General features: G+C 46.1%; 15 protein-coding genes and 1 riboswitch. Of the genes, 9 read left to right on the top strand and 6 right to left on the bottom strand.

Annotated features, from left to right (window positions below; genetic code table 11):
* Nucleotides 1–50: 50 nt before the first annotated feature.
* Nucleotides 51–1,046 carry a TDT family transporter gene (locus AC6R05_RS18715; protein WP_475638055.1) on the bottom strand — a complete coding sequence of 332 codons (996 nt, stop codon included), beginning with the start codon at nucleotides 1,044–1,046 and terminating at the stop codon, nucleotides 51–53.
* Nucleotides 1,047–1,203: 157 nt separating this feature from the next.
* Between AC6R05_RS18715 and AC6R05_RS18710 the strand changes: the two genes are divergently transcribed.
* The 5 genes from AC6R05_RS18710 (at nucleotide 1,204) to AC6R05_RS18690 (ending at nucleotide 5,383) form a co-directional block, all read left to right on the top strand.
* A complete protein-coding gene (locus AC6R05_RS18710) occupies nucleotides 1,204–2,100 on the top strand; it encodes a LysR substrate-binding domain-containing protein (RefSeq protein ID WP_150871238.1) in 897 nt (298 codons plus the stop codon).
* A gap of 87 nt (nucleotides 2,101–2,187) precedes the next feature.
* Nucleotides 2,188–2,481, top strand: coding sequence for a YebG family protein (locus AC6R05_RS18705; protein WP_032551401.1), 294 nt, complete (start codon nucleotides 2,188–2,190; stop codon nucleotides 2,479–2,481).
* A gap of 156 nt (nucleotides 2,482–2,637) precedes the next feature.
* Nucleotides 2,638–2,724, top strand: a riboswitch (Fluoride riboswitch).
* Nucleotides 2,725–2,903: 179 nt separating this feature from the next.
* On the top strand, nucleotides 2,904–3,596 hold the full coding sequence (locus AC6R05_RS18700) for an iron-sulfur cluster assembly scaffold protein (protein WP_032551400.1): 693 nt from the start codon (nucleotides 2,904–2,906) through the stop codon (nucleotides 3,594–3,596).
* Between the two features lie 21 nt (nucleotides 3,597–3,617).
* The gene (locus AC6R05_RS18695) at nucleotides 3,618–4,598 is read left to right on the top strand and encodes a GGGtGRT protein (protein ID WP_500648282.1); all 981 of its coding nucleotides are present in this window, start codon (nucleotides 3,618–3,620) and stop codon (nucleotides 4,596–4,598) included.
* 143 nt (nucleotides 4,599–4,741) lie between these two features.
* Complete coding sequence (locus AC6R05_RS18690; RefSeq protein WP_032551398.1) at nucleotides 4,742–5,383, top strand: MarC family protein; 642 nt, start codon at nucleotides 4,742–4,744, stop codon at nucleotides 5,381–5,383.
* 74 nt (nucleotides 5,384–5,457) lie between these two features.
* On the opposite strand, the gene ushA is transcribed toward AC6R05_RS18690, so the two are convergent.
* Nucleotides 5,458–7,158 carry a bifunctional UDP-sugar hydrolase/5'-nucleotidase UshA gene (ushA, locus tag AC6R05_RS18685; RefSeq protein WP_500648281.1) on the bottom strand — a complete coding sequence of 567 codons (1,701 nt, stop codon included), beginning with the start codon at nucleotides 7,156–7,158 and terminating at the stop codon, nucleotides 5,458–5,460.
* 506 nt (nucleotides 7,159–7,664) lie between these two features.
* On the opposite strand from ushA, the gene dapD reads away from it, so the two are divergent.
* Nucleotides 7,665–8,696 carry a 2,3,4,5-tetrahydropyridine-2,6-dicarboxylate N-succinyltransferase gene (dapD, locus tag AC6R05_RS18680; RefSeq protein ID WP_500648280.1) on the top strand — a complete coding sequence of 344 codons (1,032 nt, stop codon included), beginning with the start codon at nucleotides 7,665–7,667 and terminating at the stop codon, nucleotides 8,694–8,696.
* 76 nt (nucleotides 8,697–8,772) lie between these two features.
* Here dapD and AC6R05_RS18675 read toward each other — a convergent pair whose 3' ends face one another.
* Together AC6R05_RS18675 and purL are read right to left on the bottom strand one after the other, a co-directional pair.
* The gene (locus AC6R05_RS18675) at nucleotides 8,773–9,309 is read right to left on the bottom strand and encodes a DUF3332 domain-containing protein (RefSeq protein WP_500648279.1); all 537 of its coding nucleotides are present in this window, start codon (nucleotides 9,307–9,309) and stop codon (nucleotides 8,773–8,775) included.
* A gap of 281 nt (nucleotides 9,310–9,590) precedes the next feature.
* On the bottom strand, nucleotides 9,591–13,487 hold the full coding sequence (purL, locus tag AC6R05_RS18670; RefSeq protein WP_500648278.1) for a phosphoribosylformylglycinamidine synthase: 3,897 nt from the start codon (nucleotides 13,485–13,487) through the stop codon (nucleotides 9,591–9,593).
* A gap of 308 nt (nucleotides 13,488–13,795) precedes the next feature.
* Here purL and mltF point away from each other — a divergent pair, with 308 nt between their 5' ends.
* Entirely contained in the window at nucleotides 13,796–15,394 is a 1,599-nt protein-coding gene (gene mltF, locus AC6R05_RS18665; RefSeq protein WP_500648277.1) for a membrane-bound lytic murein transglycosylase MltF, read from the top strand.
* A gap of 70 nt (nucleotides 15,395–15,464) precedes the next feature.
* On the opposite strand, the gene ohrR is transcribed toward mltF, so the two are convergent.
* Complete coding sequence (gene ohrR, locus AC6R05_RS18660) at nucleotides 15,465–15,932, bottom strand: transcriptional regulator OhrR (protein WP_500648307.1); 468 nt, start codon at nucleotides 15,930–15,932, stop codon at nucleotides 15,465–15,467.
* 102 nt (nucleotides 15,933–16,034) lie between these two features.
* Here ohrR and ohr point away from each other — a divergent pair, with 102 nt between their 5' ends.
* A complete protein-coding gene (gene ohr, locus AC6R05_RS18655) occupies nucleotides 16,035–16,457 on the top strand; it encodes an organic hydroperoxide reductase Ohr (protein ID WP_500648276.1) in 423 nt (140 codons plus the stop codon).
* Nucleotides 16,458–16,813: 356 nt separating this feature from the next.
* Nucleotides 16,814–16,939, top strand: a complete 126-nt coding sequence (locus tag AC6R05_RS18650; protein WP_261903694.1) for a hypothetical protein — start codon at nucleotides 16,814–16,816, stop codon at nucleotides 16,937–16,939.
* A 136-nt stretch (nucleotides 16,940–17,075) separates the two neighbouring features.
* Here AC6R05_RS18650 and tadA read toward each other — a convergent pair whose 3' ends face one another.
* A complete protein-coding gene (tadA, locus tag AC6R05_RS18645) occupies nucleotides 17,076–17,648 on the bottom strand; it encodes a tRNA adenosine(34) deaminase TadA (protein ID WP_500648275.1) in 573 nt (190 codons plus the stop codon).
* Between the last annotated feature and the right edge of the window lie 170 nt (nucleotides 17,649–17,818).

Below are 17,818 nucleotides of genomic sequence, written 5' to 3'. Positions count from 1 at the left end.
TATGAAATACCAAAAGCTTAAGGTCTGTTTATCTTTTGAACGACCACCCGTTATAAACGACCTTTTGCAACGCTCATTAAACGGTGTGGTTTGTAATTCATGTAGTAACGTGCGGCTACATAACCTACGACGAGCGTCGCGACCATTAGCTCTAAGTAAGCCAAATTGAACACTTGGTTGATGTACTCACCTTCAACACCTACATCCTGCATCCAAGCCGCTACCTTAAACAAGGCTGTCGCACCAATGACCATAGGGAAAGTGAACGCCGCATAGCCTGGGCTGAATGGTAAACGAAGCAATTTAAAAAACGCTACATAGATGATGAATGTCATTAAAATTGCAATTCCGAATAGCAGACCAATCACTACTGGTGATGGGTTTGCAGATACGGTGAGATAACCAGCCAAAGACAGACTTGCCGGCGCAGCTAGGATAGCGATTGTTGGTTTCGCCGCGTCTGGGATCTCGTGACGGAACATCAAACGATACACCATCATTGGTAGCATCACTGCGTAAACACCGAGACCGAAGAACAATACTGCATTCGCCACTGGCTCAAGTACAGGGTTACCCGAGAAAGAAACATCCGCAACCACAATGCCAATAGGTGGAACAAACCAGCTTGGTACCATATGGTGGATCTCAAACTCTTTAGCGCGGTGGTACAAGAAGCTCACCAAGAAAATCACATGCAACCCTACAGAGAGAATCCACACCAGTTCTCTTAAAAACACAGAGATCGGATCTAATGATGCCGATACCACCATACAACCCATCGCAAAAGTCGGGACAACACTGCCTACAACAGGGTGCGCAAGATCTTCACGCAGCAAATGACCGTGAATTAAAAATTTCACTGCCAATATTGCTAGAAGTACACCCGCAATCCCAGCGCTCACCCACTGCACTAACCCAGGAGTTTGCAATAAGCCTTGAGATACGAGTACCCCATCCCAACACCAACCAAGGCTGGCAATAGCAAGAGCCAGTCCCGCCATAGGAGTCGGTGCGCCGGTTAATCTGTATTTTAGTCGTTGAATCATGTCAGCCTCTCTTCATCCCATTCACTTATCTGTGAACTCATCAGCTTGTTGAGGCCATAATACGCTTGCGGTTTGTTAAGTTATATCCAATTATATATAACACTTGTTCAGGTTTTCTAAACATAAAACCACTCAATCACAGGCTGATAAAATTTCGATGGCTAATATATCAATTAAACAGCTCAAAGTATTTGTCACCATCACCCAACATTCGACGATGACTGCCGCTGCCGAGGCACTCTTTTTATCAAAGGCGGCTGTCAGTATGGCTTTAGGTGAAATGGAGAAGCAGCTTGGGCACTCTCTGTTTGATCGCGTTAACAACCGACTGATCATCAATCAAGAGGGACAAAAATTGCTGCCTCTTGCTGATGAGATACTACATCGAGCGGCCAGCATTGATGAATTATTCAGTGACGACCAACCCTTAAGTGGTTTATTAAAGGTTGGCGCCAGTGACACCATAGGCAATCAAGTTGCGCCGTTTATCCTCTCTGGGTTTCGTCAGCAAACCCAGCATCAAGAGCAGAGTCTGTTTATCTCGAACAGTGCTCTGATTTGCCAAAAGCTGGTCGATTACGAACTCGATATCGCGCTGATTGAGGGTAAAACTTTGCATCCCGAACTGCTCACGAGCCAATTTAGTAGCGACGAAATGTGCATTGTTGCTAGCCCCGATCACCCGTTGGCAGACTTAGATACCGTGCCACTGCGCGAGCTTGAGAGCAGTCACTGGATACTCCGTGAATCTGGCTCTGGTACTCGAGAGTTCTTTTTACGTACAGTGGCACCGCGTCTTGAGCACTGGTATGAATCATTCGAACTCAATACCACAGAAGCAATCATCAACTCGGTATCAGCTGGACTAGGCTTGGCTTGTCTCTCCAAGCTCGCAGCAGAGCCCGCTATCAAAGATGGTCGAGTTAAAACGCTGAATGTACCACTGGATATGAAGCGTCGATTTTGGATGCTAGTCCACAAAGACAAATATCAGAGTCCACTTCTCAAATCCTTCATGAGTTATTGTGAAGAGTGGGCGACACATCAAGATTGATACTTCTATCAAGGTTGGCAACTGGACTTTTAGTCACTAAAACTGTATAAAAAGCCAGTAAAATTTATCAAACTTAGAGGATTAACCATGGCTGTTATCGTCAAGTACGTGGTGGAACGCAACGGAGAAGAGAAAATGACTTTTACCTCTAAAGCCGAAGCTGACGCATACGACAAAATGCTGGATATGGCTGATGAGCTTTTTGAACTGTTAGGCAAAAGCGAATTAGTAGAAGACGAAGGCAAGCAAGAAGAGCTTGCAATGTACCTTGCGAAGAACAAAGAAGAAGTTCTTTACGCACTTGGTGCTAAGCGTAAACCAGCACCTAAGAAAGCTAAAAAGCTTGAAGCGGTTGAAGACGCGGAAGAAGACGCAGCATAACTCGCTGATACCTCTGCTAAAAACGTCAATGACAACTCTGAACAGAGTATGCAGTTGGCGTTTTTTTATACCTATCGAAATATAATGAGCCGAGTTTATAGTTAAAATTGCTCTAAACATTCTCTTGCAAGAAAGTGTGATTGAGATCTAATCTATACGCCATCAGGTGATGGGGTTCCACCTAAGCTTTCTAGCTTCAACCGCCCGTTCATATCGAACCGTGCTAATGACTCCTACAGAATCGAAAACAGGTAATCCTGTTGGTAGTATCGTTATACCCACCATTTTACGAGCTTAGTTTGCTCTTTTTCCTTGGTGTCACGATACGCAAGATCTGTAGTGAAATTAGCCACACCTCTTCCAACATGTCCTGTTTTCTCAACGTTCGAGGTCTTCATCGACTTTATAAGTGAGAAAACACTATGCAATATTCCTCTGAAATCCAAAACATGTGCCCGATTCAACGCGGCGACCTTCATGCATCTGCACCCATTCCAGTTGAAGGTGCAATGGTAAGCCCGAAAGACGTAATTGCTATCTCTGGTTTGAGCCATGGCGTGGGTGCTTGTGCTCCACAACAAGGCGCGGCAAAACTGACTCTTAACGTCAAAAACGGCATCATCGAAGAAGCACTCATCGAAACGATTGGTTGTTCAGGCATGACTCAATCTGCCGCGATGGCCGCTGAAATTCTCACAGGAAAAACCATCCTTGAAGCACTCAATACTGACTTAGTATGTGATGCAATCAACGTCGCGATGCGCGAAATCTTTCTTCAGTTTGTCTATGGTCGAACTCAATCGGCATTCTCTGAGGGAGGTCTAGAAATCGGCGCTGCATTGGAAGATTTAGGACAAACACAACGCAGCCAAGTCGGCACTAGCTACTCTACCTCGGCCAAAGGTGTGCGATACATGGAGCTCGCAGAAGGCTACGTGACTCAGCTTGCGTTGGATGAACACAGCGAAGTGATCGGTTATCAATACCTCAACCTTGGCAAAATGATGAAAGCCATGAATCAAGGTACACCAGCTGCTGAGGCCGCTGAGCTGGCTACTGGCACCTACGGCCGCTTCGATGAAGCCGTAAAAACCATCAATCCACGTCAACACTAATCGCCAAAGAGGAACCTGACTATGAACACACTAAATAATCCATCAGTAACTCGCGTATTGGCTGAAATGAATCTAGAGTCTCTCGACCAAGCTTATCAATACTGTTTGGAGCATGATGTTGACCCGAAAGCTCTCGTTATGGACACCCAGCCTATCGCTTTCGATAGCGCAACCGAAGCCTACACGCTAGGCACAGCCTTAGCGCTGTATCGTCACGCTGAGACCGCAGAACAAGCAGCAAACATTATTGGTGAAGCGCTCCAAGCCTATACCAAGGCAGGCAGTGTCGCAGAGCAGCGCCAAGTTGGTATTGGCCACGGTGCACTAGCGGCGCGTTTGCTGAATGAAGAGAGTGGCTGTTTCGCCTTTTTGGCTGGTCATGAATCTTTTGCCGCTGCAGAAGGTGCAATTAAAATCGCACTCAACGTCAATAAGTCTCGCACTAAACCACTCAAGGTGATCCTAAATGGTTTGGGCAAAGACGCTGCTTATCTTATCTCTCGTATCAATGGCTTTACCTACGTGCGCACTCAGTTTGACTACCAGACCGGAGAGCTAATTGAAACCGAGCGCCGCCGTTTCTCACACGGCCCTCGCGGAGAGATCCTATGTTACGGTGCCGATGATGTTCGTGAAGGGGTTGCTATCATGCATCGTGAGCAAGTGGATGTCAGTATTACGGGTAACTCAACCAACCCAACGCGCTTCCAACACCCAGTTGCAGGAATCTATAAAGCTGAGCGTACTCGCCAAGGTTTACCTTACTTCTCAGTCGCTTCAGGTGGTGGTACAGGTCGAACTTTACACCCAGATAACGTGGCAGCAGGCCCTGCATCTTATGGCATGACAGACACCATGGGCAGAATGCACGCAGACGCTCAGTTTGCTGGTAGCTCTTCTGTTCCTGCCCATGTGGCTATGATGGGTTTCATTGGCATGGGTAACAACCCTATGGTAGGGGCAACGGTGGCGCTAGCCGTAGCAGTAAGCCAAGCTGCTTAACCTCTGCAACGAATTAAAAAAACAACAATAACGTGAAACAGATAGCCAGCTAACATGCTGGCTATTTTTTGTTCTCAACATGGTCTACTATCTATTTTCAGATGAGTAACACAGGTTAACTCCATCTTTATTAAGGGAATAATATGAAAGAGCTAATCATCCACACCATCACTGTCTTCATGGGCTTCTTTGCCATCATGAACCCAATTGCAAATACTCCAATATTCTTGGGGCTCACCGGAGACAATGATCGTGAGACAGTAAAATCCATCGCATTTCGCTCCGTTTTCATCGCCTTTATCATCGTCAGTACCTTTGCGATTTCTGGCAAGCTAATCTTCGATCTTTTTGGTATCACGCTGTACGCACTGAGAATCACTGGTGGGATATTGGTATTTTTAATTGGCTTTCACATGTTGCAGGGCGATTCCACACACAGCAAAGCTAAAGAAAAAGTTCACTCTGACGCTCAACAAGATGCCGCGCTCAGTATCGCTGTTTCTCCACTAGCTATGCCGATCCTTGCAGGACCCGGTACGATAGCGACCGCAATGAACTTCGCCAGCACAGAAGGGATTTATGAAACCATCATAACCATCGTTGCTTTCGGCCTACTCTGTACACTCACCTATATTCTGTTTGTGTTTGGCGAACGCTTTGTTAAAGCCGTTGGTCCGAGTGCACTGAATGTGATTACCCGAATGATGGGTCTGATCCTGGCGGTTATTGGTATGCAAATGCTAATTGAAGGCATCGAACAAGCCTATAAAGCGCTGTTTATTTAGTAACTAAATCCAATAAGCCTCATACAAAAATAGCCAGCAACTCGCTGGCTATTGTTTTACTACCTAGTTGAAAACTAGCTCGCAGGGCAACCTTTCACTTCTAGTCCGTTACTCATATAGATTAATTTACCCGCCTCTGGGGCGTAATCGGCCGCTTTCACTTGTGGATTATTGACGAAGAATTCTCGCAACACAGATGCGTCGGTCATCTGCGTCGATTCCACATCAATCACAGGATAGTCATCACCACCAGCGGCACTGAAACTAATCACGGAGAACGTATAAGTGTCAGCTAGGTCGAAGCCTTTACCGTTAATATCTCGTATGGTCACATCATTCAAATCACAGTCGACGGTCAAGCTAATGTTGTCGAGTTGAGCATATGCACCTGAACCTGCAGTCTTCGTCGCAACCACATCTAAATACGCTTTCACCTCAGCCCCTGTCATCGTTGCTTTGGTCACGAAGTTTCCGAAAGGTTGCACCGTCAGTACATCACGATAAGCAATATCACCGGCTTGAATTGAATCACGCACACCACCAGAGTTCATCACCCCAAAGTCAGCATTAACTAATTCATAAGTACGATAGGCTTCTCCTAATAAGTGACCGAGGTTGGTTTGCTCAGATCGAACTATATTGCGATCACCTTCTAGTTTTGCATCTGTCTCTGAGATGACGACATCGAGAAGGTCTTGCCCTTGCTGTTGATATGGATAGAGAATAGCTTTTACGGTTGCATCAGGCTTTATCTCAGTTTGAATAAACTGATACTCACCATTTTCATCCTTTTCTTTTAAGTTCACCGGAACAAGGTCGTATTTCGCTAAATGCAATTTACCATCATAGAACTCAAAGTCCGCTCTACCTACATACTTACCCCATTCGTGAGCTTGCATGATGTAGGTACCATTTTGCTGATCAGGTTTACAATCATCTCCAGGGTTAAAATCAGCGTATTCATTACCTTCCATACAAACTGGATTTTGAGAATGCCCACCGATGATGGCGTCCAGTTGGCCTTCCTCTAAAGAACGAGCAAGTAAAACGTCACCAGGCGCTTCACTACCATGCTGACCATCGGCGTAGTGTCCCATATGAGTTGTAGCAAAAATCAGATCGACCGTTTCATTGGCCTCGATTTCTTGTATCGCTTTTTTAATTTCGTCTTGTGGGTCGGCAAAGTGGATCGTCGCCACATTATCAGGGTTAACAAGCTTCGCTGTGTCTTTGGTCGTTAAGCCAATAACCGCAATTTTTAACCCATTAATGGTGAATACTTTATATGGAGCGAAAAGGCGTTCATCTGTAACAGTGTCTCCATCTTTAATATAAATATTCGCTGCTAACATTGGGAAATCAGCCAACTTAGACTGCATCTCAAGTACATCCAAACTGTTGTCGAACTCGTGGTTACCCAATGCCATCGCATCGTAACCAAGTAGGTTCATTCCAACAAAGTCGGGGACAGCATCCTGCATATCAGACTCTGGCACTCCAGTATTAATGTCACCACCGGATAATAGGATCGTCTCCCCACCATTTTGAGTAACTTCAGCACGAATGCTATCAATCAATGTCTTACGAGCAGCCATCCCATACTCACCCTTACTGTTCTCCCAGAAACGACCATGATGATCATTGGTATGTAAAACAGTAAATTTGGTACAAGATTCCGCGGTATCACATGTCACTGTGACATCGTCATTATCCGAGCCACAACCAACCATCGCTACGCCGATAGAAAGCACTAGTAAAGACTTAGTAAACTTCATAGAAAATCCTTTGTTAATCGTTTAAATGTCGTTATGGCAGGCAATATACTTAAATTTCAAAGGGTTTTAGTGACCACAATCTTAATTATACCGCTGAAATTTTGAGTATTTACTCGGACTGTAGACACAAGCGATTAATCAACAGAACACGATTAATTCCAATAATAAACAGGGATTTATAAGAAAATTGTGACTAAGTCTATTGATATACACCACATAGGTAGACGCTCCAAAGGCAGGTTTAAGATAAGAATGGAGCCGTAAACAGGAGTTTGAACAGCTATCTGGATAGTAAGTCCAAGGGGTAATATCCGGATGATGAAAAATATCTCTCAAAAGACAAGCAATATCATTTTACAGACTTTCTCCCCATGCGCCCTTTCATAACGAGGGCGCTCTCTTTATGATGAACGCAATTAAATTAACTTTTGCTACCCAAGCTGCTCACCACACGAACAGTAAATGGAGAGATAGCAAAACCAAGACTCAACACATGGAGATTCAACATGGCTTACTTTTCACTAGCCTTTGGTACGGCAACCAAAAACCGCGACAATAAAATCATTGAAGCGTTCTTCCCTAACCCACTTCTAAACCCAAGCGACGCTCTTGTAGCCGCTGTTGCTGAAGTTGCAGGTTACACTGAAGGCAACCAAGCTATCGAAATCTCTGCTGCACAAAGCGCAGAACTGGCGAAAGCATTCGCAGCCAACGACGATGCAGCAAACGCATCTTTCGCAGAGAAAGCAGCAGCTTCTGAGCAACCACTAGTTCTTGTTGTTCTTGCTACAGACGAGAAACCAGCTTCAGTTGCTGAAGGCTTCCTTAAACTACAACTTATCTCTAATCGCCTAGTTCAGCCACACGGCACGGTACTAGACGGCATCTTCGGTCTACTGCACAACATCGCGTGGACAAATGAAGGCCCAATCGATCTTCCTGAGCTAGCAGATCGCCAAATCGAAGCTCGCCTAGCAGGTCGTGCTCTGTCTGTAGATTGCGTAGACAAGTTCCCGAAAATGGTTGATTACGTAGTACCAGCAGGCGTTCGTATCGCTGATACGTCTCGCGTTCGTCTAGGTGCACACGTAGGTGAAGGCACTACAGTTATGCACGAAGGCTTCATCAACTTCAACGCAGGTACAACTGGCGTGAGCATGGTTGAAGGTCGTATCTCTGCAGGCGTTGTTGTTGGTAACGGTTCTGACATCGGTGGCGGCGCTTCTATCATGGGTACGCTATCTGGTGGCGGTACGGTTGTCGTTTCTATCGGTGAAAACTCACTGCTAGGCGCAAACGCTGGTCTTGGTTTCCCTCTAGGCGACCGTTGTACTGTAGAGTCTGGTCTATACGTAACTGCAGGCTCTAAAGTACGTATGCTTGACTCTTCTGGCCAAGAGGTTGAAGTAGTTAAAGCTCGCGACCTAGCTGGCGTTTCTGACCTACTATTCCGTCGCAACTCAGTGACTGGTCAAATTGAATGTCTTGCTAACAAATCAGCAGTTGAACTAAACAGCGAGCTGCACAACAACAACTAATCTAGATGCTAGAAAATACGAAGCCGCGGGAGTTAACTCCAGCGGCTTTTCTTTTATCTGTAGAAAATAGACGGCGTTACACTTTCTCAGCAGCTAACTGCTCTAGAGCTTGAATCGAGGTTTCAGAGACTAATGCGCCATCAAGGTAGTAACTGACGTTGTCGCCATCACGTACGCCCATCAACACCGCCTTTTCACCATCGTTGTAAGTGATATCCATACGAATGGTGTTCTCATCAATTTGATGCATTTCACCGAACTGAATCTGACGTTGATAAGTAATTGGAGCGACAGGCGCCTCTTTGAGAGAGTCATCCAGGCTGTCGTTCACATCAATCATGGTATCGACTTTACTATCAAAGATATGCGGTGCACCTGTTAGTGGGTTTTTACCTGTCCAAAACTCTAATGAGTTAAACACGATGTAGTCCGCTGCGGTTGTTAACGCATATACAGGTGCCAGTAAGAAGTTGACCCCAGCACGCGCATAACGGTTATCCACGACTTCCACGTTAAACTTCATCAATTTTCCGGTAACGGCGTTACTGCCGACACACCCAGCCAAAGACATAACAACGGCGGCCACTGCAACTGCTTTTGTGATTGTTTTCATAGTTCCCTCTTGTGCCATAGTGATTGGTTCAGACTCGTTATCTCTAGCGACGAACTACTGACATGCCTCAAGGAGAGATACAAGCCTAACAATTTGATTCCACAACTTTTAGCCTAGTGCAGTTTTTTAGAACAGCAAACTGCAAAGAAAAACTTTTTACTCAGCTTGGGAAGATTTACATAAAAAAAGCGCAGGCCTTTCGACCTGCGCTTTAAACTTTTTTCCCGATAAACTTGGCTAATGCCCAATACAAGCCAAGATGCATATTAAACTAAGTCAGATTAACCTAGGTTCTTACGTGCGTTTTGGAACATACGCATCCAAGCACCGTTCTCACCCCAACCTTCAGGAGACCATGAGTTCGCGACTGTGCGGAATACACGCTCTGGGTGCGGCATCATGATAGTTACACGGCCATCTTGAGTCGTTAGACCTGTGATTGCGTTTGGCGAACCGTTCGGGTTGTTCGGGTATTGCTGAGTTGCATTGCCGTGGTTATCTACGTAACGAACTGCAACTGTGCCTGATGCTTCAATAGCAGCTAGGTGGTCAGCATCACGCACTTCTACGCGGCCTTCACCGTGAGACACTGCGATTGGCATACGAGAACCAGCCATGCCGTCGAAGAATACAGAGTCAGACTTCTGAACTTCTACTAGGCTAAAGCGAGCTTCAAAACGCTCAGATTCGTTGCGAACAAAGCGTGGCCACAGGTCTGCACCTGGAATTAGCTCTTTCAGGTTCGATAGCATCTGACAGCCGTTACATACACCTAGAGAGAAGGTATCTTCGCGTTGGAAGAAGCCTTCAAACTGGTTGCGAGCTTGCTCATTGAACAGGATAGACTTAGCCCAACCTTCACCCGCACCTAGTACGTCACCGTAAGAGAAGCCACCACAAGCCACTAGGCCTTGGTACTCTTCTAGAACCGCTTGGCCGGTTAGGATGTCGCTCATGTGAATATCCGTTGCTTCAAAGCCTGCACGGTCAAAGGCTGCTGCCATTTCAACGTGAGAGTTAACACCCTGCTCTCGTAGGATTGCCATCTTAGGCTTAGCACCTTTAGCAATGTAAGGTGCTGCGATGTCTTCATTCACATCGAAGCTAAGCTTAACGTTTAGACCTGGGTCTGAGTTGTCTTTCTTCGCTTCGTGCTCTTGGTCAGCACATGCTGGGTTATCACGTAGACCTTGCATCTTATGCGTTGTCTCTGCCCAGATAGTGCGTAGTTCTGTACGGTTACGCTCAAGAACTACTGTGTCACCAGAAGTAATTACTAGCTCATCAGAAGCTTCAACAGAACCGATAACGTGTGAACATGCTTCAAGGCCATTCGCTGCTAGCGTTGAAAGTACTGAGTCTAGATCATCGTTCTTAACCTGAAGTACCGCGCCTAACTCTTCGTTAAATAGTGCTGCTAGTGCATCTTCACCTAGGTCAGCGATGTCCGCTTTCACACCACAGTGACCCGCAAATGCCATCTCAGCTAGAGTAACGAATAGACCGCCATCACCCTTATCGTGGTAAGCCACTACTTGATCGTTCGCCACTAGAGTTTGAACGCCTTCGTAGAAACCTTTTAGCTGTGCTGCGTTGTCTACGTCTGCTGGCTTATCACCAAGCTGCTTGTAAACCTGTGCTAGAGCTGTTGCACCTAGACGGTTCTGACCGTTACCTAGGTCGATAAGAACAAGTGATGTATCACCTTTGTCAGTTCGAAGCTGAGGGGTGATTGTCTTACGCACATCTTCAACACGAGCAAACGCAGTGATGATTAGAGATAGCGGAGACGTTACTTCTTTCTGCTCGCCATTCTCTTCCCACTTGGTCTTCATCGACATTGAATCTTTACCAACTGGGATAGTTAGGCCAAGTGCTGGACATAGCTCTTCACCTACAGCCTTAACTGCTTCGTAAAGACCTGCATCTTCACCTGGGTGACCTGCCGGAGACATCCAGTTCGCAGACAGTTTAATGTGTTTGATATCACCGATGTTAGTCGCTGCAATGTTCGTGATTGCCTCACCAACTGCTAGACGAGCTGAAGCACCGAAGTCTAGTAGAGCAACTGGCGTACGCTCACCCATAGACATTGCTTCACCGTGATACGTGTCGTAGCTTGCCGCAGTAACAGCACAGTTAGCTACAGGAACCTGCCAAGGGCCAACCATTTGGTCACGCGCTACAAGGCCTGTTACCGTGCGGTCACCGATAGTGATTAGGAATGTTTTCTCTGCAACCGTTGGAAGACGTAGAACGCGATCTGCTGCTTCGTTTAGCTCGATACCATCACGGTTAACCGCAGGGTTGTTCGCTTTAAGCGTCTTCGCATCACGGTGCATCTTAGGCGTTTTACCAAGAAGAACGTCCATTGGCATATCGATTGGCGTGTTGTCGAAGTGTGAATCTTCTAGTTTCAGATCACGCTCTTCTGTTGCAACACCTACTACTGCGTATGGTGCGCGCTCACGCTTACAGATTGCATCGAATACTTCCATATTCTCTGGCGCAACTGCCATTACGTAGCGTTCTTGAGATTCGTTACACCAGATCTCAAGTGGGCTCATGCCTGGTTCATCGTTCGGTACGTCACGCAGTTGGAAGATACCACCACGTTCACCATCGTCTACAAGCTCTGGAAGTGCGTTCGAGATACCGCCCGCACCCACATCGTGGATAAATGCGATAGGGTTAGCATCACCAAGTTGCCAACAACGGTCAATAACTTCCTGACAGCGGCGTTCCATCTCTGGGTTTTCACGCTGTACAGATGCAAAATCTAGGTCTTCTGCTGATTGACCCGATGCCATTGAAGATGCTGCACCGCCACCAAGACCGATGTTCATCGCAGGACCACCAAGCACGATTAGGCTTGCACCTACTGGGATCTCTTTCTTCTGTACGTGCTCGTCACGGATGTTACCCATGCCACCAGCAATCATGATTGGCTTGTGGTAACCACGAACTTCTTCGCCTGCGTGAGAGTTTACTTTCTCTTCGTAAGTACGGAAGTAACCAAGTAGATTTGGACGACCGAATTCGTTGTTGAACGCCGCGCCACCTAGTGGACCCTCTAGCATGATGTCTAGAGCGTTAACGATGCGACCTGGCTTACCGAAGTCTGTTTCCCATGGCTGTTCAAAACCAGGAATGCGTAGGTTAGATGTAGTGAAGCCAACAAGACCTGCTTTTGGCTTACCACCAATACCTGTTGCGCCCTCGTCACGGATTTCACCACCAGAACCAGTTGATGCGCCTGGCCAAGGAGAGATAGCTGTTGGGTGGTTGTGCGTTTCCACCTTCATTAGGATGTGCGCTTTCTCTTGGCTGTAACCGTACTGGCGAGTTTCTGGGTTCGGGAAGAAGCGACCTACATCTGAACCCACCATAACTGCTGCGTTATCTTTATACGCAGACAGTACGTTTTCTGGCGTGGTTTCGAATGTGTTCTTGATCATCTTGAACAGAGACTTCTCTTGCTTAACGCCATCGATAGTCCAGTCTGCGTTGAAGATCTTGTGACGACAGTGCTCTGAGTTCGCCTGTGCAAACATCATTAGCTCGATGTCAGTTGGGTTACGATCTAGCTTGTTTACGAACGCATCGTAAAGGTACTCAATTTCGTCATCAGCAAGTGCAAGACCAAGGGTTACGTTTGCAGTTACTAGTGCTTCTCGACCGCCATTTAGTAGGTCAACGTCAGCCACTGGCGCTGGCTCCGCCACTTGGAAAAGCGCTGCTGCTGAATCAAAGTCTGTAAAGATAACTTCCATCATGCGATCATGCAGGATAGCTTTTAGCTCAACAAGTTGAAGCTCAGAAAGCTCTTCCGATGATTCGATGTAGTAAGCGGTACCGCGCTCAAGACGTGCAATCTTATCTAGACCACAGTTGTTTGCGATATCCGTTGATTTTGAAGACCAAGGCGAAATAGTGCCCGGGCGAGGAGTTGCTAGTAGAAGAAGACCTTCTGGTGCGTGCTCTTCAATTGTTGGACCGTAAGTCAGAAGTTTTTCTAGTTTCTCAACTTCTTGATCATTTAGGTCGGCAGTTAGATCTGCAAAGTGCGCAAATTCAGCGTAGATGCCTGTAACAGGTAGGCCAAGTTCACGACAAAGCTCTAAAAGCTTGTTAACACGAAATTCAGATAGAGCTGGGGAGCCACGAAAAATTCTCATGTGCTTAGGTCTCTTATGCAATTGATTAAGGTGATATTGGAATAAATTCAGTGGGTTTTAGGAGTAACCTAACTGTTTTTCTTCGAACCTATGCCGATTCCACCTCTCTGTTGCGGGCGCATTATATAGCAATTATTTTTGTGACGTAACCAAAAAAGCAACCGTTTGCGTCATTTTTTTCATGTTTCTTGGCAATTGTTACTTTTGCTGCATTTCTAGCCACTTTTACTTCCGTTTACCTAAAGTCACTTTGCCGGGAGTAAACGGTTTGATATAAAGGGAAGTCACTTTTTTGAGATTTCATTTTGATGCATACACTTACGCGCATTTTTTCATCCAAACTTCTTCTCATCGCGATTGCCATTACTGGGTTAGCGGGTTGTCAAATTGAGTCGGAACCGAAAAGCGACTTGGAGCAGATCCGAGAGCGCGGCGTATTAAGAGTTGGAACACTCAATAACCAACTCTCTTATTATATCGGCCCAGATGGCCCTGCTGGTTTGGATTATGAATTGGCTCGAGAGTTTGCAGAGCAGCTCGGCGTGCAACTAGAAATGAAACCTGCATACCGCTTGTCTGGCTTATTCCCTGCTTTACAAAAAGGTGAAATCGACCTTATCGCAACAGGACTAACTCAGAACAATGAGCACACCCGCGGCTACCGTGCTGCGCCAGCTTACTACTACGTAAGTCAACAAGTGGTGTACAAGAAAGGTCAATGGCGTCCGCGTAACCTCGAACAATTGATTGAATTTGAGAACAAACGCCAAGCAGAATTCATAGAACAACAAAACCAAGAGCAGAATGAAGAAAACAGTGAGCTAACAACCATCGAGGACAGATTGGCTCCTGCTCTTGTTGTGATTGAAGAGTCTCACTTCGAACCAACTCTCAACCAACTTCAACAATCCAATCCTGACTTTATCTACGAGTCGGTCGGTAATGCAGATATTAACGATCTATTAAGACAGGTTTCTAAGGGTGAGCTGAGCTTTACGGTTGCAGACTCCATTGAGCTATCACTGGCACAACGCCTCTACCCTGATCTGGCGCTTGCGTTCGAATTAACGGAAGACCAACCTATCTCTTGGTACTTAAAGAAATCGGAAGATGAGAGCTTGTATGCGTTGCTGATTGAGTTCTTCGGTAATCTTAAACAGTCTGGTGAACTCGCAACTCTGGAAGAGAAATACATCGGTCACATCGGAAGCTTCGACTACGTAGACACTCGCGCCTTCATTCGTGCGCTGGACAGCAAGCTACCGAAATGGTCACCACTGTTCCAAGAGTACTCGCAGGAGTTTGACTGGCGCTTGATTGCCGCATTGGCGTACCAAGAGTCTCACTGGAATCCTGTTGCGAAATCTCCGACAGGGGTGCGAGGCATGATGATGTTAACCCTGCCGACCGCAAAGAGCGTGGGTGTGACAAACCGTTTGGATCCAAAACAGTCAGTTCAAGGTGGTGTGGAATATCTGCGTCGTATCGTCAACCGAATCCCAGACTCCATCAAGCAGCATGAAAAGATCTGGTTTGCGCTTGCATCCTATAACGTTGGCTATGGACATATGATGGATGCGCGTCGACTCACTAAAGCACAAGGTGGCGATCCGGACTCTTGGAGTGACGTAAAAGACAGACTGCCTCTACTAAGACAGAAGAAGTACTACAGCCAAACCCGTTACGGTTATGCTCGTGGTGACGAAGCCAAGAATTATGTAGAGAACATTCGTCGTTATTACCAAAGTATCATCGGCCATGTAAACAAACGTACCGAAGAGGAGCGTGAAGCAAGTATGGAAGATCTCATCGTGATTCCGCCGCTTGCGATCTCAGGAGCTGACTCAACCATCAGTGGTGCGGTCTCAGCAGCCGAAGCGAGCGACACGCTACAAAGCGAAGAATAAAACGCAGGTCACCATCAATGAAAAAGCCACACATAGGTGTGGCTTTTTGCTGTTTGTCTTGAAGAGAATGCTAACCGAGCTTCTCTAATACCTTTTCGCACAAAGTCTTCAGAGCCAACAACTCATCCAGCTCCAAGGTCAACTTGCACTTCATCGCATCAGGAACCGATCTCGCCTGAGTTTTTAGCTCTGCTCCACTCTCTGTCAATTTGAGCACTCGCACACGCTCATCGTGCTCACAACGGCTTCGCTCAACAAACCCTTTGCCTTCTAGCCTTTTCAAAAGTGGCGTCAAAGTACCCGAGTCTAAATGCAGTCGTGAGCCAATGTCTTTCACACTGGCACCATCTTGCTCCCAAAGCACCATCATCACCAAATATTGGGAATAGGTTAAATCCAACGCATCCAATAACGGGCGATATGCTCGAACCATGGCATTCGCTGCGCTATACAGAGGAAAGCACACCTGATTATCTAACAATAACTGATCATCACTACTCATATCGTTCTCTACTTCTGGTTTGATTGGCGCGAGCATTAAAAATAAATTGCGCACAATATAGTTGCATTCACGACTTATTTCGATATAAGATTGCAAGCAATTAAATTGAGCACAACTTAAAATAAAAAGGAAAACGATATGACAATACTCTACACAACTCAAGCAACCGCTCTTGCTGGCCGTAATGGACAAGTGAAAACTGACGATGGTTTACTAGAGCTGGAACTGGCTTACCCAAAAGAGATGGGTGGTACTGGCCTAGCAACTAACCCAGAACAGCTATTTGCTGCAGGTTATTCAGCTTGTTTATCGAACGCTATCTTGCACGTTGCTCGTGAGGCGAAAGTTACGCTACCCAAAGCGCCAGTGACTGCTGAAGTTGGTATCGGTCCAAATCAAACGGGTGGATTTGCGCTTACCGTAAGCCTTGCAGTCGAGCTAGACCTTCCACAAGAGCAAGCTCTTGAGCTGACTCGAGTCGCTCACCAGGTTTGCCCATACTCAAACGCAGTCCGTGGAAACATCGATGTTGCAGTGACTGTAAACGGCGAAGCAATCTAAGCTCTCTCCCTCACAAAAAAACTAAAAAAAACACCGGCTAATTGGCCGGTGTTTCTATTTATAGAGGAGATGTTTATTGTCTCGTTGGTGAAAAGCTAACCACTCTCTCAATTCAGTCTGCTATCACAATCACTCAACCCGATTTTGCTACTTGAAAAGCCTCTTTGATTGCCATACATATGAAGAATAACTAGGGTTTGTTGTCATTAATTTGCAACAGAACTGACCTATAAGGTGGGAGCCGTTGAAGTGGCGCTGCAAACTAACATACTCAAAGAGCTTGTATTGGGTATATTTAATCTTAACTCTGGCTGCGAAACACAGCTGATATTGATAGTGGGAGGCCGTTAAATAAGATGAAACGTAAGTTACGCTCTAAACGCCTTTATAAAACCGTAGTGGCTAACCGCCGTAAACGCATGCTAGCCAACAACAAGAAGAAGATCATCTGGCGAAACCGAGCTTTCGTACAGATGCTTTAAACTGAAAAAACATCATCAGCAAGCATCTAATTCAATCTCGAAATGTCACTCTGACGCCTCAATTCGAACAGTATTGGATGTTTGCTAGAATCGAAAGCTGCTGATTATATCTAGCTAAAAGTAACGCGCCGTTAAACTAACTCCCTTCTTGATCGTCTTTTGCTTGCGCTAACTTCTGTTGCTGCTTTTTCTCTTTAATCTCTTTACGACGCCTTTTGAAAAACGCCTGTAGTTGAGAGCGGCACTCCTCTTCCAACAAGCCGTGTTCTACGTCTGCATAATGATAAGACGCTTGGCTATCGAACAGATTCAATACTGTACCAGCAGCCCCTGCTTTCAAGTCTGGTGCTCCAAAGACAATACGCTTCACTCGGCTATGAAGAAGAGCGCCTGCACACATAGGGCATGGCTCTAATGTTACATAGAGCGTGGTATCGAGAAGACGGTAGTTCTCTAATGTTTGACCCGCCTTACGCAGGGTTTCAATCTCAGCATGCGCGGTCGCATCATGGCTACCAATCGAACGGTTCCACCCTTCTGAAATGATTTCACCATCCTTTACCAATACAGCCCCAACCGGCACTTCACCCTCAAGCTCAGCTTGATGTGCTAACTCCATAGCGCGGCGCATAAAAGCTTCATCTTGCGATGTAAATTGATGGTCAGACAAAAGAAACTCCCAAAAACAAAAAAGGCATGCGCTGAGCATACCTAATCTTGGTAAGCATGAACAATGTTATCAAACCAGTCGATACTTTCTTGTTCAATACGCATCACCATACCGTTACTTTGGGAATTGGAGGGATTATTTTAACTCACGTGGAGTTATCACTCGCTGCTCGCTTCACAGTAAAGACAACAAAAAAACCACTCACTCCT

The organism is Vibrio sp. R11-SG3-ISO9, from assembly GCF_059834255.1.
Note: the sequence above shows the minus strand (reverse complement) of the source record. Positions and strands in the feature narration are given on the sequence as shown.

What these genes read in the sequence shown, in the direction of transcription:
- AC6R05_RS18715 (WP_475638055.1), bottom strand. Translation starts at nt 1,046, where the DNA reads ATGATTCAACGACTAAAATACAGATTAACCGGCGCACCGACTCCTATG.
- AC6R05_RS18710 (WP_150871238.1), top strand. Translation starts at nt 1,204, where the DNA reads ATGGCTAATATATCAATTAAACAGCTCAAAGTATTTGTCACCATCACC.
- AC6R05_RS18705 (WP_032551401.1), top strand. Translation starts at nt 2,188, where the DNA reads ATGGCTGTTATCGTCAAGTACGTGGTGGAACGCAACGGAGAAGAGAAA.
- AC6R05_RS18700 (WP_032551400.1), top strand. Translation starts at nt 2,904, where the DNA reads ATGCAATATTCCTCTGAAATCCAAAACATGTGCCCGATTCAACGCGGC.
- AC6R05_RS18695 (WP_500648282.1), top strand. Translation starts at nt 3,618, where the DNA reads ATGAACACACTAAATAATCCATCAGTAACTCGCGTATTGGCTGAAATG.
- AC6R05_RS18690 (WP_032551398.1), top strand. Translation starts at nt 4,742, where the DNA reads ATGAAAGAGCTAATCATCCACACCATCACTGTCTTCATGGGCTTCTTT.
- ushA (WP_500648281.1), bottom strand. Translation starts at nt 7,158, where the DNA reads ATGAAGTTTACTAAGTCTTTACTAGTGCTTTCTATCGGCGTAGCGATG.
- dapD (WP_500648280.1), top strand. Translation starts at nt 7,665, where the DNA reads ATGGCTTACTTTTCACTAGCCTTTGGTACGGCAACCAAAAACCGCGAC.
- AC6R05_RS18675 (WP_500648279.1), bottom strand. Translation starts at nt 9,309, where the DNA reads ATGAAAACAATCACAAAAGCAGTTGCAGTGGCCGCCGTTGTTATGTCT.
- purL (WP_500648278.1), bottom strand. Translation starts at nt 13,487, where the DNA reads ATGAGAATTTTTCGTGGCTCCCCAGCTCTATCTGAATTTCGTGTTAAC.
- mltF (WP_500648277.1), top strand. Translation starts at nt 13,796, where the DNA reads ATGCATACACTTACGCGCATTTTTTCATCCAAACTTCTTCTCATCGCG.
- ohrR (WP_500648307.1), bottom strand. Translation starts at nt 15,932, where the DNA reads ATGCTCGCGCCAATCAAACCAGAAGTAGAGAACGATATGAGTAGTGAT.
- ohr (WP_500648276.1), top strand. Translation starts at nt 16,035, where the DNA reads ATGACAATACTCTACACAACTCAAGCAACCGCTCTTGCTGGCCGTAAT.
- AC6R05_RS18650 (WP_261903694.1), top strand. Translation starts at nt 16,814, where the DNA reads ATGAAACGTAAGTTACGCTCTAAACGCCTTTATAAAACCGTAGTGGCT.
- tadA (WP_500648275.1), bottom strand. Translation starts at nt 17,648, where the DNA reads ATGCTCAGCGCATGCCTTTTTTGTTTTTGGGAGTTTCTTTTGTCTGAC.